An 18,651-nucleotide genomic window follows, 5' to 3' on the forward strand; every position below is an offset into this window, starting at 1 on the left:
ACCGGTGCGATGCCAAGGGCGGCATGTAGCCGAAGCCCGCGCGTGCTGTTCAGCCAGACTCAGCCGAACCCGGCAGCGCAGGCCATGCATCGCATGGTGATTACAGGAAGTGGTGGCCCAGCCACCAGGCCCCGCCGGACAGCACCGCGGAAGCCGGGATCGTCAGCATCCAGGCCCAGACGATGTTGCCGGCGACACCCCAGCGCACCGCGCTCAGCTTCTGCGTCGCGCCGACTCCGACGATCGCGCCGGTGATCGTATGTGTGGTAGAGACGGGAATGCCGAGCGCCGAGGCGGTAAAAAGCGTGATCGCTCCGCCCGCCTCCGCGCAGAAGCCGCCGACCGGCTTCAACTTCGTGATTTTCTGGCCCATCGTGCGCACGATGCGCCAGCCACCGAACAGCGTACCGAGGCCCATCGACAGATAGCAGCCGCCGATCACCCACAGCGGCGGTGCGTCCGCCTTCATCGACGCGAAGCCGGTGGCGATCAGTAGCATCCAGATGATGCCGATGGTTTTCTGCGCGTCGTTGCCACCGTGACCCAGGCTGTACAGGCTAGCGGAGAACAATTGCAGACGCCTGAAGCGACGGTCGACCCTGCTAGGCGGCGTGCGGAAGTACAGCCACGACACCAGCAGCATGAAAAACGAGCCGAGCACGAAGCCGAGCAGCGGTGAAATGAAGATGAACGCGACGGTCTTCATCAGGCCATCCCAGTTCAGCGATCCCCAGCCCGACTTCGCGAGCGCCGCACCCACGAGGCCGCCGATCAGCGCGTGCGACGAACTGGACGGAATGCCGTAGACCCAGGTGATCACGTTCCACGCGATCGCGCCGACCAACGCGCCGAAGATCACGTAGTGGTCGACGATGTCCGGGTCGATCGTGCCCTTGCCGACGGTCGTGGCCACCTTCAGGTGAAACACGAAATACGCGATGACGTTGAACGCCGCCGCGAACGCCACCGCCTGCTGTGGCTTCAGCACGCCGGTCGACACGACCGTGGCGATCGAATTCGCCGCGTCGTGAAAACCGTTCATGAAGTCGAACACCAAAGCAATGGCAACCAGGCCGGTGACGACCCAGATAGCGAGTTGTATCGATTGCATTATGCGTTTTCCAGCACGATGCCTTCGATGATGTTGGCCACATCCTCACACTTGTCCGTGATCGTTTCGAGCAGCTCGTAGATCGCCTTGAGCTTGATCAGGACCTTGACGTCGTCTTCCTCGCGGAACAGCTTCGACATCGCCGCGCGCAGCACGCGGTCGGCTTCCGATTCGAGCCGGTCGATGTCCTCGCAGGCCTTCAGGATCTGGCTCGCCTGCTTCATGTCCGACAGCAGGCTGACCGCGAACTGCACGCGCTCGCAGGTCGCCGTGCAGATATGCGCAAGCTGGCTCGCCTCCGACGTGACCGCTTGCACGTCGTACAGCGAGATCGCGGTGGCGACGTCCTCCATCAGGTCGAGGATGTCGTCCATCGTCGTGATCAGCTTGTGGATCTCGTCGCGGTCGAGCGGCGTGATGAAGGTCTTGTGCAGCAGGTCGATGGCTTCGTGCGTGAGCTTGTCGGCCGCTTTCTCGGCCTTTTGTACGTTCTGCTTGTGGGTTTCGGCGTCCTGCAGATTGTCGATCAGGAGCTCGAGTTCGCGGCTTGCCGAGATGATGCACGTTGCGTGCGAATTGAAGATTTCAAAGAACTTGCCCTCGGTGGGCATGAATCGACCGAACATTGGGATCCTGGAAATGGGTCACGTTATGGCTGACATAAAACCGCCATATTGTACCGATCCGCCATCATTGCCGCACTCGCGACAGCGCCGTTACAACAGCCCACGGCGCTTTGCGTCACTCGCCGCCGTAGAAGTTCTGCGCGCCCGCAAAGTTATCGAACTTCGTGTATTGGCCGTGAAAAGTGAGCCGGACGGGACCGATCGGACCGTTCCGCTGCTTGCCGATGATGATCTCCGCGGTGCCCTTGTCGGGGCTGTCCGGGTTGTACACTTCGTCGCGGTAGATGAACAGGATCACGTCGGCGTCCTGTTCGATAGCGCCCGATTCGCGCAGGTCCGACATGATTGGCCGCTTGTTGGGCCGCTGCTCGAGACCGCGGTTCAGCTGCGACAACGCGATCACCGGCACGTCGAGCTCCTTCGCGAGGCTCTTCAGCGAACGCGAGATTTCCGAGATTTCGGTCGCGCGATTTTCGCCCGACGACGAGCCGCTCATCAGCTGCAGATAGTCGATGATGATCAGCCCGAGCTTGCCGCACTGGCGCGATAGCCGGCGCGCGCGCGAGCGCAGTTCCATCGGGTTCAGACCGCCGGTTTCGTCGATGAAGATCTGTGCCTCGCTCATTTTCTGCACCGCGTGCGTGAGCTTCGGCCAATCCTCGTCGGTCAGGCGCCCGGTTCGCATGCGATGCTGATCGAGCCGGCCGACCGAGCCCAGCATACGCATCGTGAGCTGCGTGCCCGGCATTTCCATCGAGAACACCGCGACGGGTAGTCCGTACTCGACCGCGACGTATTCGCCGATGTTCATCGAAAACGCCGTCTTACCCATCGACGGACGGCCCGCGACGATGATCAGCTCGCCGCCGTGCATGCCCGAGGTCATACGATCCAGATCGACGAAGCCGGTCGGCGTGCCGGTCACGTCGCTCGGATTGGCGGTGTGATAGAGCGTGTCGATCCGCTCGACCACCTGGGTCAGCAGCGGCCCGATCTCGAGAAAGCCCTGGGTGCCGCGCGCGCCGTCTTCGGCGATCGAGAACACCTTCGATTCCGCTTCGTCCAGCAATTGCCGGACTTCCTTGCCTTGCGGGTTGAACGCGTCGGCGGAGATTTCATCGGCGACCGACACGAGCCGGCGCAGCACCGCGCGGTCGCGCACGATTTCCGCATAGCGGCGGATGTTGGCCGCGCTCGGCGTGTTCTGCGCGAGCGCGTTCAGGTAAGCGAGGCCGCCGACCTCTTCCGCCTTGCCCGAAGTGCCGAGCGCTTCGTAGACGGTGACCACGTCGGCCGGCCGCGTGGCCGCAATCAGCTTGCCGATGTGCTCGAAGATGATGCGGTGGTCGTAGCGGTAGAAGTCGCTTTGCGCGAGGAAGTCGGCGATGCGGTCCCAGGCCGCGTTATCGAGCAGCAGGCCGCCCAGCACCGATTGCTCGGCTTCGATCGAATGCGGCGGGACTTTCAGCGACTCGAGTTGGGGATCTTTGGACGGTGCGTTCATGGGGAGGAATTATCGGGCAATCCGGCGACGGCTGCGAGCGGAAAAAACGCAAATACGGGGATATACGAGAGATAGTCGGGCACAAAAAAAGCAGGGGCTGGTTTCCCGGCCCCTGCTTTTCACCAGCAATACGCTGGCTGATCCTGCCTGATGCTTAGATGCGGTCTGCTTAGACGTGCTCGCCGATCACGGCCACCGTTACATCGACGAGAACGTCGGTGTGCAGCGAAACCTGAACCGGGTGCTCGCCAACCATCTTCAGCGGGCCTTCCGGCAGACGCACTTGCGCCTTTTCCACTGCGAAGCCTTGCTTGCCGAGCGCTTCGGCGATGTCAGCGTTCGTCACCGAGCCGAACAGACGGCCGTCGACGCCAGCCTTCTGATTGACCTGAACGGTCCGGCCTGCCAGCTTTTCGCCTTGGGCCTGAGCGGCTGCCAGCTTTTCAGCGGCGTGCTTTTCGAGTTCTGCGCGGCGCACTTCGAATTCAGCGAGGGCTTCCTTCGTTGCACGGCGAGCTTTCTTGTTCGGGATCAGGAAGTTACGTGCGTAACCGTCCTTGACCTTCACGATGTCGCCGAGGTTACCCAGATTGACGACTTTTTCCAGAAGAATGATTTGCATTCGGATGCTCCTTATCGCGTCGTCGGGTTAGGCCTTGTGCTGGTCGGTGTACGGCACCAGCGCGAGGAAACGTGCGCGCTTGATAGCCGTGTCCAGCTGGCGTTGATAATGCGCCTTGGTACCCGTGAGACGTGCCGGCGTGATCTTGCCGTTCTCGCCGATGAAGTCCTTCAGCGTTTCGATGTCTTTGTAGTCGATGTACTCGACGCCAGCAGCCGTGAAACGGCAGAACTTCTTGCGCTTGAAGAGCGGGTTCTGTTGCTGACGACGCTTGTCGAATTTCTTACCAGTCGGGCGGGGCATGATTAGTCCTTTCCAATGTCCTGCAATGCTGTGATGTGAAATACCAGAGTTCGCGCGTTACGGTGCTTTTTAGCCAGAAAACCTGTGAAGAGCGTTTCGACGCCCATCTGACAGTTTTCGAGCTTACCGCTCGCTTCGCCCGCGGCGACCGCCTGCATGGTCAGTTCGACCTGACGGGCAATGCCCGCCTCGACGACTTCCGTGCGGTGGTGCAACGTGCAGCTTGCAATCGGAACGCCGGCGGGGGTGTACCGCACCGGTTCGCGTTCGACGACGCTCGCCGTAAGTTGCAGCCGGTTCATGTACCTGTTTATGTCTTCGTGTACGTGAGCGAAGCGACGCTGCGTGTCTGGCAGCTTAAATAATGAGTCTTAAGCCTGCGCTTCGGTCGGCTGAGCTGCTGCCGACTTCTTGGCTTCTTCGCGCTGCACTTCCTTCATCATCGGCGACGGGCCGGTTTCGGCCTTCTTCATCTTGACGATGAGGTGACGCAGAACGGCGTCGTTGAACTTGAACGCGTGTTCCAGCTCGTCGAGCGTGGTCTGGTCGCACTCGATGTTCATGCAGACGTAGTGAGCCTTCGCGAGTTTCTCGATCATGTAGGCCAGTTGGCGACGGCCCCAGTCTTCGACGCGGTGGATCTGACCACCGTGCGACGTGATCGTGCCCTTGTAACGCTCGATCATGGCGGGCACCTGCTCGCTTTGATCGGGATGCACGATAAAGACGATTTCGTAATGACGCATTACACACTCCTTGTGCTGACTTTTGGATAGAAGCCGCCCGGGCGTCGGAACCGGTGCGGCAAGTGAGAAGCCGAAGAGTGTAACCCGAATGGGGACGGGTTGCAAGGAATTCCGCCGATTCGGCGGCGGAATCGGATGTGTTTTCAAGAGCTTAGGGTGGTGGGTCGCGGAAGTCGTGCCGTTCTTGCCCCTCAACCCGCTTCCGTGCGCTGGCTGCCGCTCTGCAAACGCGCTCTGAGCGCCGCTTCGAGTCCCTTGAGCGCATCGGGCGCGGCGTCCGAGATCGCCCACCAGGTCATGCCCGCCGCGTCCCAGTGCGCGATCGAATAGCCGTCGTGGGCGAGCGATGCCGGCGCCGCGCCGTCAATGCCACGCGTCGTGGACTGCGGAAACACATACACGTCGATCACGTGCTTGCCGTAGCGGTACACGAGCACCGCGACCCGCTGGTGCGCGAGGTAGTCGAGCCGGCCCCCCTCCAGCGCGAAGCCGGCCGCCGCGAGGTCCTCGACCGGCGGCGAATAGTCGAGCCGACCGTTGAACCATGGCTTGACCGTGTGACGGTCGGTCGAAATTACGTCGATGTCGCGGCCGGAAACCTGCGCGCGCACATGGCTTTCGATGAGTTCGTCGGTGAATGGCGTGAATTCGGCGGGACGGCGCAGCGTCAGCGTCAGGACAGCGGTGGCCGCACACAGCGCGATCACGAGCACCGCGAGACCGCCGCGCGCGACCACGCGGTTGGCGCCGCCGGCGGCATGCGGTCCGTTGAAGCCGATTAGCCGGCCGCGTGAACCGCCCGAGCGACCCGGACCGCTGAAGCCACCGAGCCACCGGTCGAGCCACGCTGGCCGCCGCGCCCAGCGACGCTGACGCTGAGGTTCGTACGTCGCCATGTCGGTCATCCCGGCGCTAGCGCTGCCGGTAGCCTCCTCCTCTGCATCTTCAGGCGCCGCCGTCGTGGCCAACCCCGCAGTTCCTCCCTCGACCGCGCCGGGCAAGCCCGCCACGATCCGCGCCCGCAACGACTGCGGCGCCCGATGATACGGCGCCGCGCGCAGCGCGCCGCTCAGCGCGCGCAGGTTGTCGCTCGCGCGCCGGCAGTCGTCGCAGCTCTCGATATGCTGCTGGACCCGGCGCGCATCGGGTGCCGGCAGTTCGTGATCGGCATTCGCCTCGAGGAGCGGCCGAGCTTCGTTACAGTCCATCCGGCGTCTCCTGAGCGGGGTCGGCGGCAGCGCCGGGAATGTTGAGGGGCCGGCCGTCGGCAAACGCCCGGAGTTGCGTCACTGTTGCGGTGGCGGGCACGACCGCCGATGATGCCGCGCGGCCGTCGCCGGAACTTCGCGGTGACCGGTCGGACGGCGCGCAGGGCGTGGACGACCCCGAGGGCGCGACTGCCGCCGACTGCACGACTCGCCCGGACTGCGCCCCCTGCTCCAGCGGCGCTTGCGTCGACCCGCGCCGGTCACCCTGCCCGCCTTTGCGCCCCCCGCCAACCGACTCCCCCCCGCCTCGCTGCTGCGCCATCAACACCTCCGCCAGCTTGCGCCGCCCACGCGCGAGCCGCGACATCACCGTACCGATCGGCACATCGGCCACCACCGCGATCTCCCGATATCCCATCTCCTCGAGCTCGCGCAAGATCAGCACCTCGCGATACTCGACCGGCAAACGCGCCAACGCGTCGTGTACCTGGCGTGCATCCTCGTCGCGGATCAGCAGCGTCTGCGGATCGTCGCCGCCCGCGCTCCAGCCGTCGAGGGTCGCGTCGTCCATCGTTTCGTCGAACTCGAGCATGTCGTGCGACGGCGCGCGCCGGCGCCATTCCGTGTACCAGGTGCGGCGCACGATCGCGAGCAGCCACGGCCGCGCGGAATCGCCGCGAAACGTATCGAAGAAGCGGAACGCGCGCATGAACGCTTCCTGCACGACGTCCTCGGCATCGTTCGGATTGCCGCACAGCCAGCGCGCGAGGTTGTACGCGGCGTCGAGATGCGGCAACGCCAGCTGCTGGAAGCGGCGGCTTTTCGCTGCGTCGGCATCAGCGTCTGAATCGGTCTGGACCACGTGGGCCCCTCCAAGGGCATGGCGGCTGCGTCGTGCGGGTCGCTGTTGCGCGTCCCGCGTGGTGTCGTTCCCGACGTGTCTTTCACAGCAGAACTGGCCATAGACCGAGTTTATTCCCGACTCAGGCGAGCATTCGCAAGAAAGACCGCGATCGCCTGCGCGCCCCGCTCGCCAGCTAGTACGATGGCCGGTTCCAGTAGTCGTCGCTCGCGTACACGTCTTTCAGATAGTCGATGAAATAGCGCACGCGCGCCGGCACGAAGCGCTGCTGCGGATAGACCGCAAGGATGTCGTAATCGGGCAGCGCATAATCGTCGAGCACGGTTTCGAGCTCGCCGCGCGCGAGCTGCCGCTGGATTTCCCACGTCGAACGCCAGCCGAGTCCGAGCCCCTCCGAAACCCAGCGATGCAGCAGTTCGCCATCGTTGCAGTCGAGCGAGCCGCCCACCCGCACCGTCGCGAGCTTGCCGTTGCGGCGGAAATACCAGCCGCGGTTCTGCCCGCCTTGCAGATTGAACGCGAGACAGTTGTGGGCCGGCAGATCCTCGAGCGTCTTCGGCTTGCCGTGACGGCGAAAATAGTCGGGCGTACCGCACACCACGCGCCGGTTCGACGCGAGCTTCACCGCGACGAAGTTCGGATCGACCGCGCCGCCGATGCGGATCGACAGATCGTAGCCCTCGCGCACCAGATCGACGACCCGGTCGGTCAGATTGAACGACATCTGCAACTCGGGTTTGTCGCGCAGAAATGCAGGCGCGAGCGGCGCGACGTGCTTACGCCCGAACGCGGCGGGCGCCGACACGATCAGATGGCCGTTCACCGCGCGGCGCCCCGCGCTCAGTTCGTTTTCCGCCTGATCCCATTCGCCGAGAAGCCCGCGGCAGCGTTCGAGAAACGCGGCGCCGTCCTCGCTGACGACGAGCCGCCGTGTCGTGCGATACATCAGCTTCACGCCGAGGCGCTTCTCGAGCGCATCGATGCGCCGCCCGAGAATCACCGGCGACACGCCTTCCTCAAGCGCCGCCGCCGCGAGACTGCCCGCATCGGCGACCCGCACGAAGGTTTCGATCTGTTTGAAGCGGTCCATGTTCGTCTCCCACCTGTCTCTTGCCGGGCTGATGCCGGCCGTGCGCCGGGCTTCACGTTATTCCATACTTTTTGTTTCGGAATAAGCGACCCGGACTGATCTTATCAAACCTTTGGCGCAGGCCTACAGTGTCCCTCAACCGACGTAATTCCCGACCTTGAGGAGACATTCATGGCCAAAATGAGAGCCGTCGACGCCGCCGTTCTGGTGCTCGAAAAAGAAGGCATCGATACCGCGTTCGGCGTGCCGGGTGCCGCGATCAACCCGTTCTACTCGGCGATGCGCAAAGCCGGCGGCATCAGCCACGTGCTCGCGCGTCATGTGGAGGGCGCATCGCACATGGCCGAGGGCTACACCCGCGCGCAGCCGGGCAACATCGGCGTGTGCATCGGTACGTCGGGACCCGCCGGCACCGACATGATCACCGGTTTGTACTCCGCGCAGGCCGACTCGATTCCTATTCTGGCTATCACAGGCCAGGCGCCGCGCGCGCGTCTGTACAAGGAAGACTTCCAGGCCGTCGATATCGAATCGATCGCCAAGCCCGTCACCAAGTGGGCCGTGACCGTGCGCGAGCCGGCGCTGGTGCCGCGTGTGTTCCAGCAGGCGTTCCATCTGATGCGCTCGGGCCGCCCGGGCCCGGTGCTGGTCGATCTGCCGATCGACGTGCAGCTCGCCGAAATCGAATTCGACATCGACACGTACGAGCCGCTGCCGGTCTACAAGCCGAAGGCGACCCGCAAGCAGATCGAAGCCGCGCTGACGCTGCTCAACGATGCCGACAAGCCGTTGATCGTGTCGGGCGGCGGCGTGCTGAACGCCGTAGCCGAAGACCTGCTCGTGAAGTTCGCCGAAACGCTCGGCGTGCCGGTGATCCCAACGCTGATGTCATGGGGCGCGATTGCCGACGACCATCCGCTGATGGCCGGCATGGTCGGTCTGCAGACCTCGCATCGCTACGGCAACGCGACGATGCTCGCGTCCGACTTCGTGCTCGGCATCGGCAACCGCTGGGCCAACCGTCACACCGGCAGCGTCGATGTCTATACGAAGGGGCGCAAGTTCGTGCACGTCGATATCGAACCGACGCAGATCGGCCGCGTGTTCGGCCCGGATCTCGGCATCGTGTCGGACGCGAAGGCCGCGCTCGAACTGTTCGTCGAAGTGGCCAGCGAATGGAAGGCCGCGGGCAAGCTGAAGGATCGCGCCGCGTGGGTTGCCGATTGCCAGCAACGCAAGCGCACGATGCTGCGCAAGACGCACTTCGACAACGTGCCGATGAAGCCGCAGCGCGTCTACGAAGAGATGAACCAGGTGTTCGGCCGCGACACGTGCTACGTGAGCACGATCGGCCTGTCGCAGATCGCCGCCGCGCAATTCCTGCACGTGTACAAGGCGCGCAACTGGATCAACTGCGGCCAGGCCGGCCCGCTCGGCTGGACGATTCCGGCGGCGCTCGGCGTGCGCGCGGCCGATCCGCAACGGCCGATCGTCGCGCTGTCGGGCGACTACGACTTCCAGTTCATGATCGAGGAGCTTGCGGCCGGCGCGCAATTCAAGCTGCCGTACGTGCATGTCGTCGTGAACAACTCGTACCTCGGGCTGATTCGCCAGGCGCAGCGCGCGTTCGAAATGGACTACTGCGTGCAGCTCGGCTTCGAGAACATCAACTCGCCGGAGATGAACGGCTATGGCGTCGATCACGTCGCGGTGGCCGTTGGTCTCGGCTGCAAGGCGATTCGCGTGTTCAAGCCGGAAGAGCTGAAGCCGGCGCTGCAAAAAGCGCAGTCGATGCTGGCCGAGTTCAACGTGCCGGTGATCGTCGAAGTGATTCTCGAACGCGTGACCAACATCTCGATGGGCACCGAGATCGACGCCATCAACGAGTTCGAGGAACTCGCGGAAAAGCGCGAGGACGCGCCGACGGCGATCAGCCTGCTCGATTGAGCGTTGCGTCTTCGCGGTATTCGCAGCATTCAGCGCGCTCGATGCGCGAGGTCCGGGCTCATGCTCCGCGCCCTCGCCTCATCGAGACCAGCGCGCCACTCCCTGACCGACCTGAGAGACAAAAGCACCATGCCTAAATTCGCAGCGAACCTGACGATGCTGTTCAACGAAGTGCCGTTCCTCGACCGTTTCGCGGCAGCGGCCAACGCCGGCTTTCATGCCGTCGAATTCCTGTTTCCCTATCCGTATTCGATCGCCGAATTGAGCGCACGTCTGCAACAGAATCGCCTCAAGCTGGTGCTGCACAACCTGCCGGCCGGCAACTGGGAAGCCGGCGAACGCGGCATCGCGTGCCTGCCCGATCGGGTCGCCGAGTTTCAGGAAGGCGTGGGCCGCGCGATCGAATACGCAAGCGCGTTGAAGGTGCCGCAACTGAACTGCCTCGTCGGCATTGCGGGCGCGAACGTCGACGCCGACACCGCCCGCGCAACGATCGTCGACAACCTGCGCTTTGCCGCGCGCGAGCTCAAGAAGGCCGGCATCCGGCTGCTCGTCGAGCCATGCAACTCGTACGACATTCCGGGCTTCGCGCTGAACCGTTCGCGCGATGGACTCGACGTGATTCGCGAGGTCGGCTCGGACAATCTGTTCCTGCAATACGACATCTATCACATGCAGCGGATGGAAGGCGAACTCGCGGCGACGATCGAAAAGAACCTCGCGCAGATCGCGCATATCCAGCTCGCGGACAACCCTGGGCGGCACGAACCGGGCACCGGCGAGATCAACTATCCGTATCTGTTCGCGCTGCTCGACTCGCTCGGCTTCGACGGTTACGTCGGTTGCGAATACAAGCCGCGCACGACGACCGATGCCGGCCTCGGCTGGGTGCAAAGCGTGGCAGGTCAGGCGCGCGGCGCGGCGCATGCGGCGGCTTGAGGCGCCTTGGGGTTCCTGACGGAACCCTGAAGCCTCAACGCACGCCCCCTATAACCCTGGAGATTCACACACATGGCAAAGATCGGCTTCATCGGACTCGGCATCATGGGCGCGCACATGGCGCGCAACCTCATCAAGGGCGGTCACGCGCTGTTCGTGAACGGCGCGTATCCGGTACCGGACGACATCGCGAAGAGCACGAGCGTGGTGGCCAGTTCGACCGCGGTCGCGCAGGCCGCCGACATCGTCATCATCATGGTGCCGGACACGCCGGACGTCGCCAACGTGCTGTTCGCCGACGACGGCGTCGCCGCCGGCCTCGCCAAAGGCAAGCTCGTCATCGACATGAGCTCGATCTCGCCGCTCGACACCCAGGCGTTCGCGAAGAAGATCAACGCGCTCGGCGTCGACTATCTCGATGCGCCGGTGTCGGGCGGCGAAATCGGCGCGCGGGATGCGTCGCTGACGATCATGGTCGGCGGTCCCGAGAAAGCCTTTGCGCTGGCCAAGCCGTTGTTCGAACTGATGGGCAAGAACATCTCGCTGATCGGCGACAACGGCGCGGGTCAGACCTGCAAGGTCGCGAACCAGATCATCGTCGCGCTGAACATCGAAGCGGTCGCGGAAGCGCTGCTGTTCGCGTCGCGCTCGGGCGCCGACCCAGAGCGGGTGCGGCACGCGCTGATGGGCGGCTTCGCGTCGTCGCGGATTCTCGAAGTGCATGGCGAGCGCATGACGAAGCGCACGTTCAATCCGGGCTTTCGCATCGAGCTGCATCAGAAGGACCTGAATCTCGCGCTCGATGGCGCGCGTAAGCTCGGCATCGCGCTGCCGCATACCGCGAGCGCGCAGCAACTGTTCAGCGTCTGCGCCGCGAACGGCGGCAAGGCGTGGGATCACTCGGCGATGGTGCGCGCGCTCGAAATCATGGCGAATCATGAGGTCGCGCAGGCGCCGGATAGCGAGGAAGCGAAGGCGGCTTGAGGTCTTCGTGCTTCCTCTTCAGTTCAGCTCGCCGTTGATTCCGCCGGTTGCCGCTTCGGCATCGGCGAGCTCACGGTGAACACAGGTGGGGCGCCCGTTCGTTGCACGGCAGCTTGGGTTGCCGACGCGGCGCAACGGGCAAATCGCGCCGCTCTGGGCTGAGAGCGGCAAGTGGGGTCCGCAGCGGCACCCGTCGGTGACGGGGAAGCCTTGGTCGGTCAGACGTCGTCGTCGGGTGTCCGGCTGTCGGATTCGCCAATCAATACGTATCGAACACCTTCTGCAACGCCGCCGGCGCAGTGTGACCCGCGGCCAGCGCCAGCATCAGCAGCACCCTCGCCTTGTACGGATTCAGCGAACCCGCGCTGACGAAACCGAGCGCATCGTCGGCCGCCGCGCCGTTGCGCATCACATGCCCCGAACCCACGCGCGACGACCGCACCACCGCCACGCCGCGCAACGCGGCATCCGCCAGTGCCTGCTGCAACGACTGGTGGATCGAGCCATTGCCCGTTCCCGCCACGACGATGCCGCGCACATCCGCGGCGACCAGCGCATCGATGGCGATCCGCGACACGCCCGCATAGCTCGTGACGATCTCCACCTGCGGCCACGCCGCATCGATTGCGAATTCGCTCGCGACCGTATGCGCGCGCACCACGCCGCGCTGGAACTCGACGCGGCCATCCTGCACCCAGCCGAGCGCGCCAATCTCAGGCGACTGGAAAGCATCGACCGCATAGGTGCTCGTTTTCACAATGTCGCGCGCGCTGTGAATCCGGTTGTTAAACGCGACCAGCACGCCCTGCCCGCATGCCGCCGCGTGCGCGGCGACCGTCACCGCGTTTAGCAGGTTCAGCGGACCGTCGGCGGACAGCGCCGACGCTGGGCGCATCGCCGCGGTCAGCACGACCGGCTTGTCCGACTTGACGGTCAGATGCAGCAGATAGGCGGTTTCTTCGAGCGTATCGGTGCCGTGCGTGACCACCAGGCCGTCGACGTCGTCCGTCGCGAGCAGCGCGTTGATGCGTTGCGCGAGTGTGGTCCACAGCGGCAGCGACATGTCCTTGCTGTCGACGCTGGCGATCTGCTCGGGCGCGATTCGCGCGACCGTAGACAACGCCGGCACCGCCGCGAGCAGTTGATCGACGCCGACGACGCCCGCCTGATAGCCAGACGTATTGGCCGCATCCGGGGCCGCGCCGGCGATCGTGCCGCCGGTCGCGAGCACCGCGATGCGCGGCAGCGTCGACGCGGTGCTATGGCCGGGGGGAATCGGGAGAAAGGGAGAAGTCGAGGTATTCATGGCGGCGATTGTAAGCGATGCGCTTCGCGTCGCCATGCGTGGAAGACCGGACGCGGGTTCGGCTTGCGCGAGCGTGCGCAACGCGCGAGCGGGCTCAAATCTCATGCGGTGCCCAATTGCACTCATCACCACAAGTATTGACGACGGGTGCAAGTCCCACCCTAAGCCGCCTCGCGCAACTGCGCCGCGATGTCTGCCTCGCTCAACTGCGGCGCGAACATCTCGATCAACCGATAGGCGTACGCGCGCAGGAACGCGCCCTTGCGCAAGCCGACACGCGTCGTGCTCGCCTCGAACAGATGCTGCGTGTCGAGCGCGACGAGTTCGCTGTCGCGCTTCGGGTCGTAGGCCATTGCCGCGACCACGCCGATGCCCATGCCGAGTTCGACGTAGGTCTTGATCACGTCGGCGTCGATCGCGGTCAGCACGACGTCGGGCAACGCACCCACTTTCGCGAACGCCTGATCGATATGCGAGCGGCCGGTGAAGTCCTGGTCGTAGGTGACGATCGGAAATTCGGCGATCTCGTCGAGCGTCAGATTCGCTCGGCCGACGAGCGGATGATCCTTCGGCACCACCACGACGTGATGCCACGAATAGCACGGGAACGTGACGATGTCGGGAAAACGGTCGAGCGCCTCGGTCGAGATGCCGATATCCGCCTCGCCGTTGATGATCATCTGCGCGATCTGCTGCGGGCTGCCCTGGCGCAGCGCCAGATGCACTTTCGGGAACACCGACGTGAACTGCCGGATCACCTTCGGCAATGCGTAGCGTGCCTGCGTGTGGGTGGTCGCGACGACGAGGTGGCCGCTGTCCTGATCCGCGTACTGACGCGCGACGCGGCGCAGATTCTCCGCATCGAGCAGCATCCGCTCGATCAACTGATGCACGGCCTTGCCCGGCTCGGTGAGCCCGGTCAGACGCTTGCCGCGGCGGATGAAGATGTCGACCCCGAGTTCGTCCTCGAGATCCTTGATCTGCTTCGATACGCCCGACTGCGACGTGTAGAGCACGTTCGCCACTTCGGTCAGGTTCATGTTCTGCCGCACGGCTTCGCGCACGAAGCGCAATTGCTGGAAATTCATCGTTGTGTCTCCGGTTCTGCCAGAGTTGAGTTATCGGAGCCGCAAATGCCAGGCGATCCACGCGGTACGGCTGATACGTTCTCTCCTGTCCACAGGGCCGCACAGCGGCGCCGCCATCTCACTGCGCCGGAAACACCCGCAGCGCGCGCGGCACCGCGCTCACGCCGTCGCCGACCGCGAGTTGCAGATCACGCCACGTTTCGCGATCGAGTTCGGCTTCGAGCAGATTGCCCTCGCGACCGGCGAGCTCGACGCGCACCGAACCGCCGAGCGTCACCACGCGCCGCACGTCGACGACAATGCCCTCGCGATGCCCCGCCGCCTGCGGATACAACTGCAGATCGTGCGGCCGCACATAGGCGAACGCCGGGCCCCTAAAATCCGCCGCGATCGCGACCGGCAGCGCCGCGCCATCGACGACGAAGCCTTGCGCATCGACGCTGCCGTGCAGACGGTTCGCCGCGCCGAGAAACTCGTAGACGAACGGCGTCTGCGGATGGTCGTACACCTCCTGTGGGCTGCCGACCTGCTCGACATGCCCGCGATTGAGCACGACGATGCGGTCCGCCACTTCGAGCGCTTCTTCCTGATCGTGCGTGACGAAGATCGTCGAAATATGCAGATCGTCGTGCAGGCGACGCAACCAGCTGCGCAGTTCCTTGCGCACCTTCGCGTCGAGCGCGCCGAACGGCTCGTCGAGCAACAGCACCTTCGGCTCCACGGCCAACGCACGTGCGAGCGCGATGCGCTGGCGCTGGCCGCCGGACAGCTCCGACGGATAGCGCTGCGCGAGCCAGTCGAGCTGCACGAGCTTCAGCAACTCATGCACCTTCTCACGAATCACCTTCTCCGACGGACGTTCCTTGCGCGGCTTCACGCGCAGCCCGAACGCAACGTTTTCGAACACCGTCATATGCCGGAACAGCGCGTAGTGCTGGAACACGAAACCGACCTCGCGCTCACGCGCGCCGACCGCCGCGACATCCTGGCCTTGCAGCTCGACCCGGCCGCCGTCCGCGTATTCGAGGCCGGCGATCACACGCAGCAACGTCGTCTTGCCGCAACCCGACGGCCCGAGCAGCGCGACGAGTTCGCCCGGTGGAAAGTCGAGCGACACGTTGTCGAGCGCGACGAAATCGCCGAAGCGCTTTTGCAGGTTACGAACGGTGATACCCATTTACAGCTCTCCTTGCTTGAGCGGATGTCGCTGCGACGCAGGCGTGGCGTTGACGAAAAACGAATGAGAAGCGGACTGCGCGCTATTGGGCTGCGAAGCGCCGGAAGGCGACACGGGCCCCGCATACGCAGGCACTTCGCGCGCCGCCGACAGTTCCGCCGACATATGACGCTCGGCCAACAGCTTGAGCCCCAGCGTAACCAGCGCCAGCAGCGCGAGCAGCGAGGCCACGGCGAACGCGGCCGAGAAGTTGTACTCGTTGTAGAGGATTTCGACGTGCAGCGGCATCGTGTCGGTCTGCCCGCGAATATGGCCCGACACGACCGACACCGCGCCGAACTCGCCCATTGCGCGCGCATTGCACAGAATCACGCCGTACAGCAGACCCCACTTGACGTTCGGCAGCGTGACGCGACGGAACGTCTGCCAGCCCGATGCGCCGAGCACGTGCGCGGCTTCTTCCTCGTCGTTGCCCTGCGCCTGCATCAGCGGAATCAGCTCGCGCGCGACGAACGGGAACGTGACGAAGATCGTCGCGAGCACGATGCCCGGCACCGCGAAGATGATCTGCACGTCGTGATCTTCGAGCCACGGGCCGAACCAGCCCTGCGCGCCGAACATCAGCACGTAGATCAGACCGGAGATCACCGGCGACACCGAAAACGGCAGATCGATCAACGTGGTCAGCAGCGCCTTGCCGCGGAATTCGAACTTCGCGATACACCACGACGCCGCGAGGCCGAACACGAGGTTCAGCGGCACCGCGATCGCCGCGGTGAGCAGCGTCAGTTTGATCGCCGACAGCGCATCCGGATCGGCGAGCGCTTCGAAGTAAAAACGCAGCCCCTTGTTCAGCGCCTGGTAGAACACCGCGGCGAGCGGCACGGCCAGAAACAGCGCGAGAAACAGCAGTGCGAGGCCGATCAGCAGCCAGCGCACGACCGCCGGCTCGCTGACCGGATCGGGGCGACGCGCCACGCTCGCCGGGTGGGTCGGAACGCGGCTCATTGCACACCTCCACCGATAGCGGCGACGCTCGTGGCCACTGGCGCCGATCCCGTATTGCCGCGGCTCGTGCGCCGCTGCAGATACCACTGCAGCGTGTTGATCGACAGCAGCATCAGGAACGACACGACCAGCATCACGACCGCGAGCGCCGTCGCGCCCGCATAGTCGTATTGCTCGAGCTTCGTGATGATCAGGAGCGACGTGATCTCCGACTTCATCGGCACATTGCCGGCGATGAAGATCACCGAGCCGTATTCGCCGAGCGCGCGCGCAAAGGCGAGCGCGAAGCCGGTCAGCAGCGCCGGGAACACGGCCGGCAGCACGACGCGGCGAAACGTGAGCCAGCGCGACGCGCCGAGACACGCGGCCGCCTCCTCCTGCTCGCGCTCGAACTCCTCGAGCACCGGTTGCACCGTGCGCACGACGAACGGCAGGCCGATGAACGTCAGCGCGACCAGCGCGCCCGCCGGCGTGAACGCGATCTTGATGCCGAGCGGCGCGAGGAACTGGCCGATCCAGCCGTTGCCCGCATACACGGCCGCGAGCGAAATGCCCGCCACCGAGGTGGGCAACGCGAACGGCAGATCGACGACCGCATCGACGACACGCTTGAACGGAAACGTGTAGCGCACCAGCACCCACGCGACGAGAAAGCCGAACACTGCGTTGATCAGTGCGCCGCCTAGCGCCGAGAAAAACGTCAGCCGATACGACGCGAGCACACGCGGCGACGTGACCGCGCGCACGAACTGATCCCAGTCGAGCGTCGCGGTTTTCAGAAAGGTCGCCGCCAATGGAATCAGCACCACGAGGCTCAGATAAGCCACCGTGATGCCGAGTGTCAGGCCAAAACCGGGCAATGCGCTCGGCTTGCGGAAGGTCAACATGGTCATGCTGGATACTCGTTCATGGTTGATGCTCGCGCGGTTGTTCGTTTTGCCGTGTTCCGCACTGCGGCGGTCCTGCCGCACCGCTGGCCACCGGACCCCGTTAGCCGAAAGCGCGCCCATTGGGCGCGCCCTTTTTCCCCTGGCGGTGATTCAGGCGGTGGTTACTGCGGCTGATAAATCGAATCGAACACGCCGCCGTCCGCGAAATGGGTCTTCTGCGCGTTGGTCCAACCGCCGAACGAATCGTCGATCGTGTACAGCTTCAGCTTCGGAAACTTCGCGGTCAGATCGGCGGGCACCTTGGTGGAACGCGGACGATAGAAATTGCGCGCGGCGATCTCCTGACCTTGCTCGCTATACAGGAAGTTCAGATATGCCTCGGCCAGCTTGCGCGTGCCGTGTTTGTCGACGACCTTGTCGACCACCGCGACCGGCGGCTCGGCCAGAATGCTCACCGACGGCACCACGATCTCGAACCTGTCCGGACCAAACTCCTTCAGCGACAGGAACGCCTCGTTTTCCCACGCGATCAGCACGTCGCCGATACCGCGCTGCACGAAGCTCGTGGTCGCGCCGCGCGCGCCCGAATCGAGCACGCCGGCGTTCCTGTACAGCTTGCCGACGAACTCCCTGGCCTTCTGGTCGTTGCCGCCCGGTTGATGCTCGGCGTACGCCCACGCGGCCAGATAATTCCAGCGCGCGCCGCCCGAGGTCTTCGGATTCGGCGTCACGATCGACACGCCCGGTTTCACCAGATCGTCCCAATCCTTGATGTGCTTCGGGTTGCCCTTGCGCACCAGAAACACGATCGTCGACGTGTACGGCGATGCGTTGTCCGGCAGACGCTTTTGCCAGTTCCTGTCGACGAGCCCCTTGTTCGCGATCGCGTCGATGTCATAGGCGAGCGCAAGCGTCACGACGTCGGCCTGCAGTCCGTCGAGCACCGAGCGAGCCTGCGCGCCCGAGCCGCCGTGCGACTGCCTGAAGGTGACGGCTTCGCCGGTCCTGGCCTTCCATTCCTTGCCGAATGCCTGATTGATGTCCTGATACAGCTCGCGCGTCGGATCGTAGGACACGTTCAACAGCGTGGTGTCGGCGTGCGCGACGCCGCTTGCGCCCAACATGCCGAGCGCCCCCGCCGCGCCGACGGCGAGCGCCGCGATCAGTTTTCTGGTTCGAGCCGCAAGCCCCATATGCCGATGGTTCATTTCGATTTTTCTCCGCGTGATGGTCCGCTGAT

19 protein-coding genes are annotated in these 18,651 nt (G+C 64.4%); 3 read left to right on the forward strand and 16 right to left on the reverse strand.

Translation table 11 applies throughout. The features are described 5' to 3' along the window. Positions 1 to 100 precede the first annotated feature (100 nt). The 10 genes from HDG32_RS04610 to HDG32_RS04655 all read right to left on the reverse strand — a co-directional run bounded on the left by HDG32_RS04610 (position 101) and on the right by HDG32_RS04655 (position 8,072). Positions 101 to 1,111: an inorganic phosphate transporter gene (locus HDG32_RS04610; protein ID WP_184063769.1), complete on the reverse strand. Its 1,011-nt coding sequence runs from the start codon at positions 1,109 to 1,111 to the stop codon at positions 101 to 103. After that, positions 1,111 to 1,737, reverse strand: a complete 627-nt coding sequence (locus HDG32_RS04615; RefSeq protein ID WP_018418171.1) for a DUF47 domain-containing protein — start codon at positions 1,735 to 1,737, stop codon at positions 1,111 to 1,113. Before HDG32_RS04615 ends, HDG32_RS04610 begins: the two co-directional genes overlap by 1 nt. 115 nt (positions 1,738 to 1,852) lie before the next feature. Continuing rightward, positions 1,853 to 3,241: a replicative DNA helicase gene (locus HDG32_RS04620; protein ID WP_184029116.1), complete on the reverse strand. Its 1,389-nt coding sequence runs from the start codon at positions 3,239 to 3,241 to the stop codon at positions 1,853 to 1,855. Positions 3,242 to 3,410: 169 nt separating this feature from the next. Continuing rightward, positions 3,411 to 3,863: a 50S ribosomal protein L9 gene (gene rplI, locus HDG32_RS04625; RefSeq protein ID WP_184063772.1), complete on the reverse strand. Its 453-nt coding sequence runs from the start codon at positions 3,861 to 3,863 to the stop codon at positions 3,411 to 3,413. Positions 3,864 to 3,890: 27 nt separating this feature from the next. Continuing rightward, entirely contained in the window at positions 3,891 to 4,166 is a 276-nt protein-coding gene (gene rpsR, locus HDG32_RS04630) for a 30S ribosomal protein S18 (protein WP_013588504.1), read from the reverse strand. Positions 4,167 to 4,168: 2 nt separating this feature from the next. Then, complete coding sequence (gene priB / locus HDG32_RS04635; RefSeq protein WP_008922420.1) at positions 4,169 to 4,468, reverse strand: primosomal replication protein N; 300 nt, start codon at positions 4,466 to 4,468, stop codon at positions 4,169 to 4,171. 69 nt (positions 4,469 to 4,537) lie between these two features. Further along, a complete protein-coding gene (rpsF, locus tag HDG32_RS04640; protein WP_090804556.1) occupies positions 4,538 to 4,912 on the reverse strand; it encodes a 30S ribosomal protein S6 in 375 nt (124 codons plus the stop codon). Between the two features lie 191 nt (positions 4,913 to 5,103). Continuing rightward, the gene (locus HDG32_RS04645) at positions 5,104 to 6,120 is read right to left on the reverse strand and encodes an anti-sigma factor (RefSeq protein WP_184063775.1); all 1,017 of its coding nucleotides are present in this window, start codon (positions 6,118 to 6,120) and stop codon (positions 5,104 to 5,106) included. Beyond that, positions 6,110 to 6,982, reverse strand: a complete 873-nt coding sequence (locus tag HDG32_RS04650) for an RNA polymerase sigma factor (RefSeq protein ID WP_184063778.1) — start codon at positions 6,980 to 6,982, stop codon at positions 6,110 to 6,112. Before HDG32_RS04650 ends, HDG32_RS04645 begins: the two co-directional genes overlap by 11 nt. A gap of 175 nt (positions 6,983 to 7,157) precedes the next feature. Continuing rightward, positions 7,158 to 8,072: a substrate binding domain-containing protein gene (locus HDG32_RS04655; RefSeq protein ID WP_184063781.1), complete on the reverse strand. Its 915-nt coding sequence runs from the start codon at positions 8,070 to 8,072 to the stop codon at positions 7,158 to 7,160. Between the two features lie 171 nt (positions 8,073 to 8,243). On the opposite strand from HDG32_RS04655, the gene gcl reads away from it, so the two are divergent. From gcl to HDG32_RS04670, 3 genes are all read left to right on the forward strand, one after another. Continuing rightward, positions 8,244 to 10,019 carry a glyoxylate carboligase gene (gcl, locus tag HDG32_RS04660; RefSeq protein ID WP_184063784.1) on the forward strand — a complete coding sequence of 592 codons (1,776 nt, stop codon included), beginning with the start codon at positions 8,244 to 8,246 and terminating at the stop codon, positions 10,017 to 10,019. 129 nt (positions 10,020 to 10,148) lie between these two features. Continuing rightward, positions 10,149 to 10,958, forward strand: coding sequence for a 2-oxo-tetronate isomerase (gene otnI / locus HDG32_RS04665; RefSeq protein ID WP_184063787.1), 810 nt, complete (start codon positions 10,149 to 10,151; stop codon positions 10,956 to 10,958). Between the two features lie 72 nt (positions 10,959 to 11,030). Continuing rightward, positions 11,031 to 11,942 (forward strand): 2-hydroxy-3-oxopropionate reductase, encoded by a 912-nt coding sequence (locus HDG32_RS04670; protein ID WP_184063790.1) that lies wholly within the window; start codon positions 11,031 to 11,033, stop codon positions 11,940 to 11,942. 259 nt (positions 11,943 to 12,201) lie between these two features. Here HDG32_RS04670 and HDG32_RS04675 read toward each other — a convergent pair whose 3' ends face one another. From HDG32_RS04675 to HDG32_RS04700, 6 genes are all read right to left on the reverse strand, one after another. Beyond that, complete coding sequence (locus HDG32_RS04675; protein WP_184063794.1) at positions 12,202 to 13,248, reverse strand: asparaginase; 1,047 nt, start codon at positions 13,246 to 13,248, stop codon at positions 12,202 to 12,204. A gap of 161 nt (positions 13,249 to 13,409) precedes the next feature. Beyond that, positions 13,410 to 14,336 carry a CysB family HTH-type transcriptional regulator gene (locus HDG32_RS04680; protein ID WP_184063795.1) on the reverse strand — a complete coding sequence of 309 codons (927 nt, stop codon included), beginning with the start codon at positions 14,334 to 14,336 and terminating at the stop codon, positions 13,410 to 13,412. A 118-nt stretch (positions 14,337 to 14,454) separates the two neighbouring features. Then, positions 14,455 to 15,513 carry a sulfate/molybdate ABC transporter ATP-binding protein gene (locus HDG32_RS04685; protein WP_184063798.1) on the reverse strand — a complete coding sequence of 353 codons (1,059 nt, stop codon included), beginning with the start codon at positions 15,511 to 15,513 and terminating at the stop codon, positions 14,455 to 14,457. Then, on the reverse strand, positions 15,514 to 16,521 hold the full coding sequence (cysW, locus tag HDG32_RS04690; protein WP_184063801.1) for a sulfate ABC transporter permease subunit CysW: 1,008 nt from the start codon (positions 16,519 to 16,521) through the stop codon (positions 15,514 to 15,516). After that, positions 16,518 to 17,414, reverse strand: coding sequence for a sulfate ABC transporter permease subunit CysT (gene cysT, locus HDG32_RS04695; RefSeq protein ID WP_184063804.1), 897 nt, complete (start codon positions 17,412 to 17,414; stop codon positions 16,518 to 16,520). The genes cysW and cysT overlap by 4 nt, the downstream gene beginning before the upstream one ends. A gap of 158 nt (positions 17,415 to 17,572) precedes the next feature. Further along, positions 17,573 to 18,619: a sulfate ABC transporter substrate-binding protein gene (locus tag HDG32_RS04700; protein ID WP_184063807.1), complete on the reverse strand. Its 1,047-nt coding sequence runs from the start codon at positions 18,617 to 18,619 to the stop codon at positions 17,573 to 17,575. Between the last annotated feature and the right edge of the window lie 32 nt (positions 18,620 to 18,651).

Origin of the sequence: Paraburkholderia sp. CI2 (assembly GCF_014201055.1) — a bacterium.
Taxonomy (GTDB): Bacteria; Pseudomonadota; Gammaproteobacteria; order Burkholderiales; family Burkholderiaceae; genus Paraburkholderia; species Paraburkholderia tuberum.

Excerpts from the sequence above, each read along its gene's own strand:
- HDG32_RS04610 (WP_184063769.1), bottom strand. The coding sequence starts at position 1,111 with ATGCAATCGATACAACTCGCTATCTGGGTCGTCACCGGCCTGGTTGCC.
- HDG32_RS04615 (WP_018418171.1), bottom strand. The coding sequence starts at position 1,737 with ATGTTCGGTCGATTCATGCCCACCGAGGGCAAGTTCTTTGAAATCTTC.
- HDG32_RS04620 (WP_184029116.1), bottom strand. The coding sequence starts at position 3,241 with ATGAACGCACCGTCCAAAGATCCCCAACTCGAGTCGCTGAAAGTCCCG.
- rplI (WP_184063772.1), bottom strand. The coding sequence starts at position 3,863 with ATGCAAATCATTCTTCTGGAAAAAGTCGTCAATCTGGGTAACCTCGGC.
- rpsR (WP_013588504.1), bottom strand. The coding sequence starts at position 4,166 with ATGCCCCGCCCGACTGGTAAGAAATTCGACAAGCGTCGTCAGCAACAG.
- priB (WP_008922420.1), bottom strand. The coding sequence starts at position 4,468 with ATGAACCGGCTGCAACTTACGGCGAGCGTCGTCGAACGCGAACCGGTG.
- rpsF (WP_090804556.1), bottom strand. The coding sequence starts at position 4,912 with ATGCGTCATTACGAAATCGTCTTTATCGTGCATCCCGATCAAAGCGAG.
- HDG32_RS04645 (WP_184063775.1), bottom strand. The coding sequence starts at position 6,120 with ATGGACTGTAACGAAGCTCGGCCGCTCCTCGAGGCGAATGCCGATCAC.
- HDG32_RS04655 (WP_184063781.1), bottom strand. The coding sequence starts at position 8,072 with ATGGACCGCTTCAAACAGATCGAAACCTTCGTGCGGGTCGCCGATGCG.
- gcl (WP_184063784.1), top strand. The coding sequence starts at position 8,244 with ATGGCCAAAATGAGAGCCGTCGACGCCGCCGTTCTGGTGCTCGAAAAA.
- otnI (WP_184063787.1), top strand. The coding sequence starts at position 10,149 with ATGCCTAAATTCGCAGCGAACCTGACGATGCTGTTCAACGAAGTGCCG.
- HDG32_RS04670 (WP_184063790.1), top strand. The coding sequence starts at position 11,031 with ATGGCAAAGATCGGCTTCATCGGACTCGGCATCATGGGCGCGCACATG.
- HDG32_RS04675 (WP_184063794.1), bottom strand. The coding sequence starts at position 13,248 with ATGAATACCTCGACTTCTCCCTTTCTCCCGATTCCCCCCGGCCATAGC.
- HDG32_RS04680 (WP_184063795.1), bottom strand. The coding sequence starts at position 14,336 with ATGAATTTCCAGCAATTGCGCTTCGTGCGCGAAGCCGTGCGGCAGAAC.
- HDG32_RS04685 (WP_184063798.1), bottom strand. The coding sequence starts at position 15,513 with ATGGGTATCACCGTTCGTAACCTGCAAAAGCGCTTCGGCGATTTCGTC.
- cysW (WP_184063801.1), bottom strand. The coding sequence starts at position 16,521 with ATGAGCCGCGTTCCGACCCACCCGGCGAGCGTGGCGCGTCGCCCCGAT.
- cysT (WP_184063804.1), bottom strand. The coding sequence starts at position 17,414 with ATGACCATGTTGACCTTCCGCAAGCCGAGCGCATTGCCCGGTTTTGGC.
- HDG32_RS04700 (WP_184063807.1), bottom strand. The coding sequence starts at position 18,619 with ATGAACCATCGGCATATGGGGCTTGCGGCTCGAACCAGAAAACTGATC.